The organism is Dyadobacter pollutisoli, assembly GCF_026625565.1.
Classification (GTDB): domain Bacteria; phylum Bacteroidota; class Bacteroidia; order Cytophagales; family Spirosomataceae; genus Dyadobacter; species Dyadobacter pollutisoli.
On record NZ_CP112998.1, the window covers coordinates 1,495,437 to 1,510,270 of the forward strand.

Consider the following 14,834-nt stretch of genomic DNA (forward strand, 5'->3'; position numbering starts at 1 on the left):
TAGCCTGGTCGATGCGGTCCGATATAAGTGAAACGGGCATTACATTGGAAAATCCTTCAAGTTTTGAAATAGTTGTAAATCACTTCGCTTTCCTTCCGAAATGGCCCAATTTGCCATCGCATGTAGTACAGGTCTCAGAGCCAGACCAGTCTGAGTTAGACTATATGTGACATGAGGTGGGATGACGGCCCTGGCCTCCCTTAAAACCAAATGATCAGCTTCCAGTTGTTTCAAATGCTGGGTCAACATTTTCTCGGTGATGTGGGGCATCGCTTTTTTTAATTCGCCATACCTTTTGCCACCTTCCAGTAAATGAAACAGTATGATAGGTTTCCAATAGCTTCCTATTTTCTCCATCACAAAGGTTATGGGGCATAGCCTAAACACATTCTGTTTATTAAATTGAATCGTCGAGCTCTCTTTAATTGCTGCCATCGAAACACGAACTTTTGAGTATGTACTTGAATAAAAGTATGTGCTAAAATACCTTTGTTGACCAAACAAACAAAGGAAACAATGAAAAAAGTAATCGTATTTGGCGCCACAGGCGGTACAGGAAGCCACGTAGTTGAGCAAGCACTTGATCAGGGATATCAGGTCACTGCCGTTGCGAGAAATCCAGCTCAGTTGTTGTTACGACATCCCAATTTAAAAGTCGTTCAAGGAGATGTTTTGTTACCCGAGACATTTCAAGATCATATGATGGGTTTTGACGCAGTCATTTCCTGCATAGGCATTCCAAAAATCAAACGCACCACGCTCTACTCAGCTGGCATGCAAAACATCCTGAAAGCCATGCATCAATCAGGAATTAAACGTATAATCTGTATTTCATCTGGTGCCATCAGCATTCCGCCTAATAGCTCCTGGATTATGAGCTTTCTGATTAAAAATGTTCTTCAACGCCTTTACAAACCTGTCTACTCAGATATGTTGTTAATGGAAAATGCGCTTGCGGGGTCTGACTTGGACTGGACAATAGTCCGTGCGCCAAAGCTTACAGACGGTAAAAGGATAAGTAATTACAGAATTATTACGGGGCAGCCTCTAAAAAATATTCCCAGAATATCCCGGGCCGACCTTTCTGCTTACATGATTAGCCATCTATCAGAGGAGAAAACCTACAAATCCAGAGTTGAAATTGCCTATTGAAGCATTTTTGACTACCTGTTGCATCTTTATTTGAATTAGCTTTGCGGCAGTATGCGAATCATTCTGATCATATTAGCCTTTTACACCATTGCGCTATCCTGCATTCCCTGCCAGGATCAGGCGTTGGAGGTTTCGTATAGTGATCACGTGACGGTTGACGCAAGCTCTCAACAGCAATCTACTGATATTGACCTGTGCTCTCCATTTTGTATTTGCACTTGTTGCTCGGCTATAACGCTCCAAGCAGAAACAGCCCCTCCGCCAATGATGGCAAGTTTTCCAGTATTTGAAGAGCTGATTTTTGCTTATTCTTCTAATATCAACGGCGGTGATTTAACATCGATCTGGCAACCGCCCAGGATATAGTTTACCTGTATTTTCAAGATTTGGTTTACGGCCGCGTCCATTTTGTACGGACACGACTGTAAGCTCATTCATACGCGTAAATCAAAATCTGATGTTAGATAAAATCATATATTTTTCCATTCATAACAAACTGGTCGTCGGTATTTTCACGCTTGCGTTGACGATTTGTGGGGTCTACTCACTTACCCAGCTGCCCATTGACGCCGTTCCCGACATTACCAACAATCAGGTTCAGGTCATTACCAGCAGTCCTTCGCTGGCCGCCCAGGAGGTAGAGCGACTGGTAACTTTTCCCGTAGAAACTTCCATGGCGACCATTCCCAATATCGAGGAGATTCGTTCGATTTCCAGATTTGGGCTATCCGTGGTGACCATAGTTTTTAAAGATAAGGTGGATGTTTACTGGGCCAGACAGCAGGTATCCGAACGTCTGAAAAGTGCAGTGGAGCAGATTCCTCCCGGTGTAGGGTCGCCCAATCTGGCCCCTGTCACCACGGGCCTCGGCGAGATCTACCAATATGTACTGCACACCAAAGCGGGTTTTGAGAAAAAATATCCGCCCATGGAGCTCAGAAGCATACAGGACTGGATCGTGCGTCGCCAGTTACTGGGTACGGAAGGCGTTGCCGACGTAAGCAGCTTTGGCGGGTTTTTGAAACAGTATGAAATCGCCATTGATCCCTTCAAGCTCCGAAGCGCACAGATCTCCGTAAGCGAGATTTTTACAGCCCTGGAACAAAATAATCAGAATACAGGCGGGGCTTACATCGATAAAAAGCCCAATGCCTATTTTATCAGAAGTGAGGGGCTGATCGGCAGTTTAAAAGACATTGAAAAAATCCAGGTCAAGACTACCTCGAACGGACTGCCCGTGCTGATCCGGGACATTGCCAGCGTGCAGTATGGCAGCGCTGTTCGCTATGGGGCCATGACGCGCAATGATGAGGGTGAGGTAGTAGGAGGGCTTGTGCTGATGCTGAAAGGTGCGAACTCCTCCAAAGTGATCGGTAATGTGAAGGAGCGGATCGAGCAGATCCGTAAATCCCTGCCGGAAGGTGTCGTAGTCGAACCATTTCTGGACCGCACCAAACTGGTCAATAATGCGATCCATACCGTTTCTAAAAACCTGATCGAAGGTGCATTGATCGTCATTTTTGTGCTCATTCTTTTGCTGGGCAACCTGCGGGCCGGTCTGGTGGTGGCATCTGTTATCCCACTGGCAATGTTGTTTGCAGTGAGCATGATGTATTTGTTTGGTGTATCGGGTAATCTGATGAGTTTGGGCGCCATTGATTTTGGCCTCATTGTCGACGGCGCGGTGATCATTGTGGAAGCTACCCTGCATCATATTATGGGAAAGAAGTACACGCACCGGCTCTCTCAGCAGGAAATGGACCGGGAGGTCTACGAATCAGCATCCAAGATCAGAAATTCAGCTGCATTCGGGGAGATCATTATTCTGATCGTATACCTGCCTATTCTGGCGCTGGTCGGGATCGAAGGTAAAATGTTCAAACCTATGGCCCAGACCGTCAGTTTTGCAATACTCGGGGCGTTTATCCTTTCTTTAACTTATGTTCCAATGGTGTCAGCATTGTTTCTCAGCAAGCAAAACGAGCACAAGGCCAATGTTTCGGACAAGATCATTGCCTTTTTTCACAGGCTGTATTTACCGGCCCTGGGTTTTGCCCTTCGTCGCCGGATGGTCGTAGTAGTATCCTCCTTCGCGATCTTCGGTGTTAGTCTCTGGCTATTTCTGAATATGGGAGGCGAGTTTATCCCGCAGCTCGATGAAGGGGATTTTGCAGTTGAAATGCGCGTGTTGACTGGTAGCTCTTTATCTGAAACAGTGGACGCAGCTCAAAAAGCAGCTGGATTAATCCGGAAGAATTTCCCCGACGAGGTCGTGGAGGTGGTAGGAAAGATTGGTTCTTCGGAAATACCCACTGATCCTATGCCGGTGGAAGCGGGGGACCTGATGATCATTTTAAAAGAAAAATCAGCCTGGAAAAAAGCAGCTGGCCGAGAAGAACTGGCTGAAAAAATGCAAGCCGTTTTATCCGAGTCGATAGCGGGGGTGACATTCGGGTTTCAGCAGCCCATTCAAATGCGTTTTAACGAACTGATGACGGGCGTCAAGCAGGACGTGGCCATTAAAATTTTCGGGGAAGACTTGGAAGTACTCGCCCGGGAAGCTAATAAAGTCGGAAAGCTGGTTGGCGCAGTGCCCGGGGCGGAAGATATTTATGTGGAGCAGGTCAGCGGGCTGCCGCAAATTGTGGTTCAGTTTGACAGGGACCGTCTGGCAACATTTGGCATCAATATCGCCGATGCTAACCGGGCCATTAACACCGCGTTTGCAGGTAGCAGCGCAGGGCTGGTTTTTGAAGGCGAGAAAAGATTTGACCTGATCGTCAGGCTTAATAATGCCAGCCGCAGGACATTGCAAGATGTCAGTGCGCTGTATGTTACATCCCCGTCGGGCCAGCAGGTCCCTCTCGACCAGATCGCAACCATTGAAATGAAAATTGGCGCGAACCAGATCCAGCGTGAAGATGCAAAGCGCAGGATTACCGTGGCTTTTAATGTCCGCGGCAGGGACGTGGAAAGCATGGTAAAGGAGATCCAGAGTAAAATGGAGAGCCAGATAAAGCTCCCCACGGGTTATTATGCTACATATGGAGGACAGTTTCAGAATTTGCAGGAAGCATCCGGGCGTTTAAGCATCGCAGTACCCATCGCGCTTCTGCTGATCTTTATACTGTTATTCTTCACTTTTGGCTCGCTCCGACAAAGTCTTTTGATTTTAACGGCCATACCGTTATCGGCCATCGGGGGAATTCTCGCGTTGTGGCTTCGGGATATGCCATTCAGTATTTCTGCAGGTATCGGATTCATCGCCCTTTTTGGCGTGGCCGTCCTGAACGGGATCGTGCTGATAGCAGAGTTTAACTTTCTGCGCAAAGAAGGCGAGACAGATTTAAGGAAAGTTATTTTTCAGGGGGCCGAGACCCGGCTGCGGCCTGTACTGATGACGGCCCTGGTCGCTTCGCTGGGCTTTTTGCCAATGGCGCTTTCTACCAGTGCAGGTGCAGAAGTGCAAAGGCCACTTGCTACGGTAGTCATTGGAGGTTTGCTGTCGGCAACACTGCTGACACTACTTGTCTTGCCGGTTTTATATCTGATTTTTGAAAAGCGTTTTGCCGCCAAAACTACATTGAACCCATTGATTGGACTCTTTCTCATTTTGGCTGGCGTGGTGGTCTCTCCAAATGTGCAGGCGCAGGATAAAGCAACGGTCGGCCGTAAAATATCCCTGGAAAAGGCCATTGAAGAGGGGACCACAAAGAATCTGGAAATAAAATCGGGGCTATATCAGATCGATTATCAAAAAGCAATGGTCGGAACCGCTGTGGAGCTCCCCAAAACGGAAGTGTCGTGGATGGGTGGACAGTACAACAGCAAACGGTTCGATAACCAGTTTAATGTGACGCAGGCCTTTCCGCATCCCAAAGTAGGGGCGAAGCGTAAAGCGTTGCTGTCCGAACAGGTGAAGGGAGTGGAGGCCAGGACTGAGGTGACAAAGGCGGAGCTGGTCAGGCAAATCAAAAGCATTTATTATAAGCTTTTGCTGACAGCAGAAAAGCAAGATGTGCTAAGGCAGGAAAGTGCCCGGGCTGAGCGTTTTGTCAAAGCCGCAGCATTGAGATTGAAAACCGGCGAGTCCAACCAGCTGGAATATTCGGTAGCACAAAGCGAACAGGGCGAAATACAGACCCGGCTCATTCAGAACCAAGGCGACCGGCTCAATTTACAAAAGCAATTGCAGACATTGATTTTCAGTACTGAACCGGTCGAGCCCGATGTGGATACCCTGACCAAACGCAGCCTGGCAGAAGTTACGGCAGATACCACCAGGATCGCCGGTAACCCCTATTTGAAATACCTGAGCCAGCAAATCGCCATTGACCGGAGTTCAACAGCGGCTCAACGTACCAGCCTTTTGCCGGGTTTTAGTGTTGGTTATTTCAATCAGTCGCTGATTGGCGCCCAAATCGTAGGTAACAATGAAGTTTTCTACGGGGCAGGGAAACGTTTTCAGGGTTTTCAGTTCGGAGTAGGGATACCCATTTTCAATGGTGCCAGCAAAGCGCGCATCAAAGCATCTGAACTCAATGAAAAAGTCACTCAAAACCAACTGGACCTGGCCAAATTAGAGCTAGGGACTTCCCTGCAACAGTCTCTGCAGTCCTATCAAACTGCCAACGAGAGCCTGAACCTGTACGAAGAGAAAACATTGGTGTTGGCTGAAACTATCCGGTCTCATGCTACTCGGGCATATGAGGCGGGTGAGATCGGGTACGTGGAATTCGCTCAGGCAATGACCCGTGCATGGAACATCAGATACACCTATCTGGACCTACTGGATGCACACAACCAGTCGGTCATTGAAATCGAGTTCTTGCTCAACAAGCAATGACAATCAGTGGATTAGTTATCAAATTATTTAAGAAATCAGCATCAATGAGAAATATATTAGTCGCTTTATTAATACTGGCAGGGCTCTCATCCTGCAATCAAAAAGAGGGAAAACCCGAAACCGGTGGTTCGGCGCCACAGGAAAAAGAGCAGGAAAGCAATACCGTTGCGCTTACCCGGCCGCAGTATGAAACCGCCGGGATAGAGATCGGGATGATTACTACCCGCAATTTGAGCGATGTGGTGCTCGCCAATGGAAGCATTGATATCCCGCCTCAAAACCTGGTCAGTATCTCGGCGCCGATGGGTGGTTTTGTCAGGAAAACCGAGCTGCTGCAAGGAATGAAGGTCAAAAGAGGACAAATTCTGGCAACCATTGAAAATCCCGATTTCATCCAAATACAGCAGGATTACCTGGAAACGGAAAGCAAGCTGGAATACGCGCAACAGGATTTTGTACGCCAAAATGAGCTGAGTAAGGGGAATGTCAATGCCCAGAAAGTTTTGCAACAGGCTTCATCGGAAGTTAAAATTCAGAAGGCCCGTTTGGCTGGTCTGAGAGAAAGGCTTAAAACCGCAGGCATTGACCTGAATGCAGTGGAAAATGGTACGATCGTCAATAGCGCGGCCATTGTTGCTCCAATCAGTGGCTCTGTGACTACGGTCAATGTGAACCTGGGCAAATACGTCAATCCGACCGATGTTATGTTCGAGATTGTGGATACCGACCACCTGCATGTAGAGCTTTCGGTTTTTGAGCAGGATATTCCCAAAATCAGGTTGGGGCAGCTAGTGCGTTTTACCGTGAGCAATAATCCCGGCAAGGAACAGCTGGCCGAGGTTTATTTGATCAACCAGAAGATCAATGAAGATCGCACTGTCCGGGTACATTGCCACCTTACCAAGGACGACCCGGGCCTGCTGCCGCAGAATTTTGTAAAAGCAATCATCGAAACTGGTGCAAATCCCGTTCCGGCATTGCCCGACCAGGCCATTGTTGATTTTGAAGAAAAGTCCTACATTTTCGTGCAACAGAGCGGTGCCGAAAAAAATGAGCAAGCCGGGCTGCTGTTTAGTATGCTGGAAGTCAGCCGCGGTGTTTCAGAAAACGGGTTTTCGCAGGTGAAATTTCCAGAAGGATTTGATGGTGAAAATGCCAGAATAGTGGTGAAAGGAGCTTATGCGCTGCTATCTAAATTGAAGAATGCCGAAGAGGAGGAGTGAGATTGCAGTCTCATTCAAACTCTGATATACTTTCCAATTTTCATAGCAATCTCTTCGCGATACCCGATATAGCCGTTGGAGTCGCCCGGCTGGACCTGAAACCTGTTTTTCAATCTCCGGAAAGGAACTTCAAGCAGCAACCAGGACGATGTTGCAGTGGCCAGTAACAAGGACAAACTGGCCACTGCAAACCAGGTAGGGGACAGCGCTATTTTCAAATGAAGTACGCGTCTGGAAAAATTGATTAACGTTGGCATCAGAAAATCCGGCACCAGCATATGGTATACATATATCCCGTAGCTGATCTTTCCCAGCAGCCCAATGTATTTGTTTCCAAACACTTTCCCGGCAACGGATTGAAAGCCGTTTTTGAAACTGGCTGTGACCACCAGATATAGTGACAAGAACGACATCGAAGTCCTGAATAATAACACTTTGAAAATCGAATCTTGCAAATAAAAGCAGAACAGGATAAACAGCGCGGCACTGATCAGGGTTAGCCAATGAATTTGTCTGACAAATTTTTCGGTCTTGTCCTCTTGAAGCAACACGACACTCCATAAGGCACCCAGGCCGAAAGAGTCCAGGCAGGTAGGCATCAGTACACCGCCGCCGTGACCGAGTATTTCCAGGACAAACCTGGACAAAATACCCATCGCAATGCAGGCGATGATCACTTTTTTCAAATGCCTGGTGGCTATTTTCAGAATGAGAATGGGCCAGAAAATATAGAATTGCTCTTCCACAGCCAGCGTCCAGTAGATCGACAGCACATCGGACCAGTTGTTGAATTTGTCGATCAGGAAATTGGAACAATAGGCCAGGTAATAGAGCGGATGCTCGTAAAATTCGGTTTCAATGGGAGGTAGAAAATACAGGAACTGGGCAACCCAAACTATTAAAAGTACAAAATAGTATACCGGAAAAATTCTTAGCATGCGCCTGATCATAAAGGATCTGTAAACATGTGCAAATCCCTGGGTGGCCAGAGAGCTCCTTGCTTTTAATAAAATCCCGGTAATCAAAAAGCCGCTCAAAACAAAGAACAAGGTGACCCCGAATGGGCCGGTTGACAGGCTTTGAACAGGAAGGTTCTCGGGAAGCCAATGAAATGCGATGACCAGACTGATCGCAAGCGCGCGCAGTCCGTCGAGCTGCGGGAAATATCCTGAGGTCTTATTTATTGATTGATCGCGCATAAGTCTCAATTAAGTTTGGAGATAAACCAAAGCGTAGGTGTGTGACGATAAAATCGAGTGGGAAATCAGATCATGAACGCAGTTCCAGGAAGGATCTGCTTGATTTCACTAGGTACTATGTGCGGGCTTTGATCAAAAATATTGATTAAATAGAACATTGCAATAGAAGATACTGAATTGTGGATAGATTTCACTATAATTCATATATATTCTACAAATTGTTTTGCTTTTGTAGCAATCTCCATGGCCACTACAAAGTTGGAGGATAGAAAGTTGAACAGGCGACGGCTCAGTCAAAACCTGTTCAGGGTATTTTAAATGCCATAATGAATCCCGATGGGTTTTCTTTGGTTCCACCCACAGAGAGGGCAACGTACTGCTTGCCCGCGCTCATGTAGGTACAGGCCGTAGCGTTGGCCACGCCCGGCAGGTCAGTTTTCCAGAGTAGTTTACCGGTTTTTTTATCAAATGCGCGAAGCTTTTTGTCATTGGTGCCACTGATGAATATCAGGCCGCCCGCTGTGACGATCGGTCCGGCTGAACCTTCCTGACCAGTTTCGGGGCCGTCTTTGATCTGTCTTTTATCATCATTTCCCAGCGGGATCTGCCAGTCGTATTCTCCCGTCGTCAGGTTCACAGCGCTTAATGTTCCCCAGGGTGGCGTGAGCGCTGGGTTACCGTCCGGGTCGCGGAAATGTCCGTAAGCAGTCAGGTTCAGGTATTTGTCGGCACCTGCTTTGGTTTTACCGGTTTCAAATTTGGTAACAGCATTGGTACTTTGCTGCTCTCGCTCGTACAAAAATGCAATGATCGCTTTCTCTTTGCCTTTCACGACGCTGGCAAACGCAGGCATTTTTCCAGCCCCTTTTTTGATCTTATCCAATGCAGCCTCCCGGGTCATCCGATTTCGCAAACCGATCAGCGAAGGATAAGTGGGCTCATCACCATTTTTATCCTTGCCATGGCAAGCCACACAATAAGTCATGTATATGGATTTACCTTGCTGGAAAACAGACATGTTCTTCGACTCCTCTTCCAGATCCACTTTCTTCATGGATTCGATCTCGGGTGATTCATTGGATTTAACATATAACACACTGCTTTTGGGATCAAAGGCTGCACCTCCCCATTCAGCTCCGCCGCGCGAGCCGGGCAGCATTAATGTGCCTTTCAGATCAGGAGGCGTAAAAAGACCTTCATAACGCATGGACCGGTATTTTTTGACTAGTGAGTCATGACCTGCGTCGGTATAATGCGTCAAATCAGCCTCGGACATGTACTGTCTGGCGAAGGGTTTGGGTTTCAATGGGAATGGCTGGGTGGGCCATGCCTCTTCACCGGGAATGTTGGAAGCAGGTACCTTACGTTCTTCAATCGGAAAAAGCGGCTCACCGGTTTCGCGGTTAAATACAAAAATAAATCCGTGCTTGGAAACCTGTGCGACAGCATCCAATGGTTTTCCGTTTCTTTCTACCGTGATCAGGTTCGGAGGAGCAGGCAGGTCATAATCCCAAAGGTCGTGGTGCACCGTCTGAAAATGCCAGATGTATTTGCCTGTGGCCGCATCTAATGCGACCACGCTGTTTCCATATAGGTTTTTCCCTTTCCGATCAGCTCCATAATAGTCGTAGGTAGGGGATCCGGTTGCCAGAAATACCATTCCCCGCTTGCTATCCACGCTCATGCCTCCCCAGTCATTGGCGCCGCCTGCGTATTTGTAGGCATCCTTCGGCCAGGTTTCATAACCTGGTTCCCCTGGCAGCGGAATCGTATGGAATGTCCATACAAGCTGGCCGGTCATGCAATGGTAGGCTCGAATGTAGCCGGGCTGCGCGCCATATAACTCGGACACTTCTGTGCCCATGATCAATAAATCTTTGAAAATAATCCCGGGAGAGGTCGGGATAACGGAAATGGTTTCAGGATCGTCCCTAAGCCCCACATTCATGCTCACTTTACCATTTTTACCAAAATCCTGGATCGGTTTTCCTGTTTTGATATCCAATGCAAACAAGTTATCCCCGCCCGTTACCAGGATCCTTTTGTTTTTGGCATCACTACCATTGCCTTCTTCCCAATAAGTCAGTCCGCGACTTACCCCACCCCCTTCCGCGCCATCGAACGGATCAAATGACCAGATCTGCTCGCCGGTAGCAGCATTCACCGCATATACCCAATGCTTGGCCGAGGTTGTATACATTACCCCGTCGACGATAATGGGGTTACACTCGCTGTTGCCAGGCCGCGAACCATCTTTCATATCTTTCAATGTAAGAGTCCAGGCTGGCCGCAGCTGTGCCACATTGGAGGTATTGATCTGGTCGAGTGGCGAGTAGCTCGTACTATGAGAGTCTGCTTTGTAAACGCTCCATGTACGATCTTCATCCTTGGTGTTTTGATAGGCGACCAGCGCAATAAATGAAATGAGGGTGATCAGGGTCTTTTTCATGCCAGTCGTATAAGGCAAAAGCGGCTTTATTTTACTAATGCAGATAGGGCCTCTGGTGTTCAATTTCAAGATATACGGTATTGGAAGCGGTTACTTGGATGGCAAAAAGGTAGACAGCCCAAGTGTACAATGGTCGAAAACGCGATGATCACCTGGCACAGCGGTCAATCTAAGTGGGTAGTTGGGACAATGTGCTATCGGCGAACGGGAATGGTGTGCAGTTCCCAGCTGGATTTTAATTTCCGGATCTCTTCTTGTTGTCTATGAAGCAGTTTGCTATGGTTTTGTTCGGCCAAACGGTTAAATTTTCGCAGCTCAGAGAAATATTTGATTGTAAGGTAGGCAAGCTTCAATAGATCTAATCCGCTGTTTAGGGACTTGATCTTTTCTTTTTGACGCAGTTTTAAAGTCTTTCTTTCTTCATTTGCCTTAGCCGTTTGATTACTGATCTGCTGGGAGTGGACCCACAAAAGGCGAATGTATTCCTGGCGATAAAGATGGTTATTATTCATGTTTCAAGACTGAGGAGGTAGATTTCGTTGTCATGAAAATCTAAAATTTTTGTCACTATAAGTAAACTGCCCTTCAGGAGTTGGACGAAAACTTATTTAACGGTTCGCAATGTCAAAGTTTATCTACGTCAATGAATGTTAGTCTACATTTATATCCAAATATTTTTATAAAACCTATAAATCGGAAATCTTGACCAGGCCACCTACGTGACCATTTGCCAACTTCGGGTTTACTACAACCGGCAAAGAGCTGATCAAAGCCATTAATGACAACACCGGCGGATTTGCCCATAGTACTGGACGGCTTGAAAACCTATATGGAGCATGGCATCAATTTGAACCCGATTGCCGATAAGTTTGCCAAAGGCACGGCGGGTCACAAATGTGCAGGCATTTATTTAGAAGATAAGCTGAATGATAGTTTGGCTGCCCTGTTTGGCGGTGACGATAATATTAATTTGGAGCAGCACGCATAGATCTTTGACGATGACAAGCCCTATTCCTTTTTGTTGGGTGTGGGTGGAAACCCGGAGCCATTCTTCGTAGGATCTGTACGGTTTGTTGAGCCATTTGATCAAATCATCGGGCATACCTTCCCCGGTATCTTCGATAACGATCTGCTTTTTTTCGTTTTCTGATCCGGCCGAAATGATGACTTCTGATTTGCTGATTTTCAAAGCATTGTCGAGCAGATTGTGAATCACGATGGCCAGCAGGTTCGGATCGCTCCATACTATAAAATCCGCTGGCACCTGGTTGCTGATCCCGATCTGTCGGAATGCGGCTATTGCTGAAAATACCTCACAGACGCTGGAAACGAGTTCGGAGGCTTTGACTTCGCCCATTTGAGTACGAGAGGCAGCATTGTTATTTTGAAGCTTAACGTAGTCCAGCAGGTTCTTTGTGAGCGTACTTAGTCTGAGGGTGGTGTTCAGGGACTCATCACTCATGCGGGTAATCAGTGAATTTCCGGAGGGCTGCTGATGCAGATAGGAGTTGATCTGTCGCAGCGAATAGCCGATATAATAAAGCGGCGTCTGAATGTCATGATTAACGGCCGCTATAATCTGACTGATCACACGGTAATGGCGAAGCAGGTTTTTTCCCCTATCCTTTTTGACCAGATAGCCAGTCCTCCATTTTACTGCAAAAAAGAATAGGGCCAAAAGCAAGATTGCCAACAGAGACTTGAACCACCAGGTTTCAAACCAGGCGGGGGGGATATGCAGCGCGATTGTTTTGTAGCTGTAATCGTTGTGCTGAAAACCGTTGATCTTTCGAATTATCAGACGGTATTCACCGTATGCCATTTTAGAAACCGGTATTACAAAATCCTGGTTGATTGGCAGCCACTTTTCCGGCCTGCCCTCGCCGGAAAGCGAATACTCCATTTGAATATTGTTCACATGGCCCATATAAGGTGTGCTGGCCTGCATCCGCATTTGTTGAAAATCGCGCGGTACTTCAAGTGTGTCACCTACGGCGATGTCCTTCCCGTCAACGTTAATTGAGCTGATAAAGATAGCCTTTCCCGGTAATTCCGATTTGATTTTAAGGGGCGAAAACCATACCAGGCCGTCCATGGTGGGGAGGGAGATAGTACCGTCGGCCAGCTTCACCGCGCACGGATTGCAACCTCCGTTAAATTCATTGGTTGAGAATCCGTAGGTCTGATCGTAATACAGGTAGTACACTAGATTGCCGTTGCTTTTGGCATAGTCCAGTAGCTGGGCCTTGGCGACCTGAAACAAACCTCTGTTGGTTGTTATCCAAAAGAAGCCATTTTTGTCTTCCACAATGCAATGTGCGGTAGCCAGAAAACGATCTTTATCCAATGGGAAGCGGACTAGTTTATTGCCTCTGAGAAGATAAATTCCATTTCCATAGGTAGTGATCCATGTTCCCTCGGCAGTGGCATGAAAGCTGCGGATGTTCATGTTTTTGAAATGGCTGACCACCTCATGCTTGCCGCTGGAAAAATGAAACCGATGCAGACCGGCTTCTGTGCCCAATAAGAGGGTTCCCGGCGTTTCCTGCCCTATCATGTTGATGCGCCCGAACCTTCCTCGCAGAACAGATGTGAACTTATACCCACCAGAAGTGTCATCCAGCCGATAGAGATTATCGTGGTCACAACCGATCCAAAGCTTGTTGCCTTGATCTACGAATAGCGAGGTGAAGTTTTCTGGCACCTTCAAACGGGCCAGTATCTTTTCTCCTGATTGATCCAGTTTGAAAAGGACTTTACCGGCACCAAACCAAAAAGTACTATCCCGATTGGCAGCCATAAAAAACTTGTGGCTGAAATCTTCCATGAAAGCCGATGCACGGCTAGCCAAGGCTTTCGAGCCATTTGGGCTTAGGCCCATTCTGTACCCTTGTGCGGTCAATACTGATCGACCCGGGCCGGGTTTTTGGGCATAATAAACATTATCAGCATCTGCTACCTGCATTTTTAAGGTCTGAAAATCGTTCTTTTTGATCAGATAGAGCCCCTTTGTAATGCTGCCTAAAAAAAGAAAGCTTTGCGCCTCGTCGTAAAAAGCAGTAACGATACTAAGGTTATTGAAGTCAAAATCTTTTAGGATTAATGTTGTCGTCAGAGTACCGCTTTCAGATTCTTTTATGATGTAAAAGCACTTGTTTAGATACAGAAATGCCTGCCGCGAAACGTTATTCCAATAAAGTTGATAGGTGTTTTGATCAGGCGAATACAGCTCGTTGGCAGTAATGTCACCACTCAGAGAAAGTGCTCTGTGTTGAGACTGAGGGCTGATCTTGACAAATTTGCCTTTCATGTCGATGGCAAAGGGGCTGGTTCCAATCAGTAGAAAATGTTTGAAAGGGCCGTCCACGCTGAAGGAAGGTTTTCCCTGTTTGTAGCAAGTTATCTTGTTGCTTTGCCAAATGTAAAATAACTGCTTTTCAGTAGCCGCAAAGTAATCATCGACAAACGGATCGACAGCATATTGTGAAGGCAGACTGGCCAGCATGCTGTTATGCCGTATTTGGTTGGCGAGATAGGGGTTGATTTTTTGATAACCGCCATAAAATGTAGTGTCTACGGAGGCAAGTCCATTTTTAAGGATACCTGCGTATTCGTTGCCTTCTGTTAAGGCGTAGAACTCATATTTACCATGGCCGGTGTGGGCCAATACGTTGGGAACAAATCCCCGTATCCTATTGCTGGATATAGGTAGCGCCGACTTTTCGAATAAAATGAATTTGTGTCCGTCAAAACGTACCAGTCCCGCTTCGGTGGATAGCCAGACAAAACCGTTTTTGTCCGCCATAATCGCTTTCACGCTGTTTTGCGGAAGGCCGTTTTGATCCGTAAAATGTTGTAAACGGTAGGCAGACAAATGTTGTTCCTGGGCAAAAACAGACGGTACGACTGACAAAAGGCAGGCAAACCATAGCAACACGATGACCTGGATAATTCTCATTCAGCGA

General features: G+C 47.0%; 9 protein-coding genes. 4 read left to right on the top strand and 5 right to left on the bottom strand.

The features are described 5' to 3' along the window. Positions 1-39 precede the first annotated feature (39 nt). Positions 40-435 carry a winged helix-turn-helix transcriptional regulator gene (locus ON006_RS06235; protein ID WP_244819345.1) on the bottom strand — a complete coding sequence of 132 codons (396 nt, stop codon included), beginning with the start codon at positions 433-435 and terminating at the stop codon, positions 40-42. An 81-nt stretch (positions 436-516) separates the two neighbouring features. On the opposite strand from ON006_RS06235, the gene ON006_RS06240 reads away from it, so the two are divergent. The 4 genes from ON006_RS06240 to ON006_RS06250 all read left to right on the top strand — a co-directional run bounded on the left by ON006_RS06240 (position 517) and on the right by ON006_RS06250 (position 7,221). Continuing rightward, a complete protein-coding gene (locus ON006_RS06240) occupies positions 517-1,152 on the top strand; it encodes an NAD(P)-dependent oxidoreductase (RefSeq protein ID WP_244819344.1) in 636 nt (211 codons plus the stop codon). Positions 1,153-1,203: 51 nt separating this feature from the next. Then, complete coding sequence (locus ON006_RS32295; protein WP_374760192.1) at positions 1,204-1,518, top strand: DUF6660 family protein; 315 nt, start codon at positions 1,204-1,206, stop codon at positions 1,516-1,518. 91 nt (positions 1,519-1,609) lie between these two features. Then, a complete protein-coding gene (locus ON006_RS06245; RefSeq protein WP_244819343.1) occupies positions 1,610-5,998 on the top strand; it encodes a CusA/CzcA family heavy metal efflux RND transporter in 4,389 nt (1,462 codons plus the stop codon). A 44-nt stretch (positions 5,999-6,042) separates the two neighbouring features. Beyond that, on the top strand, positions 6,043-7,221 hold the full coding sequence (locus ON006_RS06250; RefSeq protein ID WP_244819342.1) for an efflux RND transporter periplasmic adaptor subunit: 1,179 nt from the start codon (positions 6,043-6,045) through the stop codon (positions 7,219-7,221). A gap of 14 nt (positions 7,222-7,235) precedes the next feature. Here the strand turns inward: ON006_RS06250 and ON006_RS06255 are convergent, their stop codons facing one another. The 4 genes from ON006_RS06255 to ON006_RS06270 form a co-directional block, all read right to left on the bottom strand. Next, positions 7,236-8,420, bottom strand: a complete 1,185-nt coding sequence (locus ON006_RS06255; RefSeq protein WP_244819341.1) for an acyltransferase family protein — start codon at positions 8,418-8,420, stop codon at positions 7,236-7,238. Positions 8,421-8,724: 304 nt separating this feature from the next. After that, on the bottom strand, positions 8,725-10,869 hold the full coding sequence (locus ON006_RS06260) for an outer membrane protein assembly factor BamB family protein (RefSeq protein ID WP_244819340.1): 2,145 nt from the start codon (positions 10,867-10,869) through the stop codon (positions 8,725-8,727). 194 nt (positions 10,870-11,063) lie between these two features. Next, positions 11,064-11,381: a hypothetical protein gene (locus ON006_RS06265; RefSeq protein WP_244819339.1), complete on the bottom strand. Its 318-nt coding sequence runs from the start codon at positions 11,379-11,381 to the stop codon at positions 11,064-11,066. A gap of 398 nt (positions 11,382-11,779) precedes the next feature. Continuing rightward, on the bottom strand, positions 11,780-14,827 hold the full coding sequence (locus tag ON006_RS06270) for a sensor histidine kinase (protein ID WP_244819338.1): 3,048 nt from the start codon (positions 14,825-14,827) through the stop codon (positions 11,780-11,782). Positions 14,828-14,834: the final 7 nt, after the last annotated feature.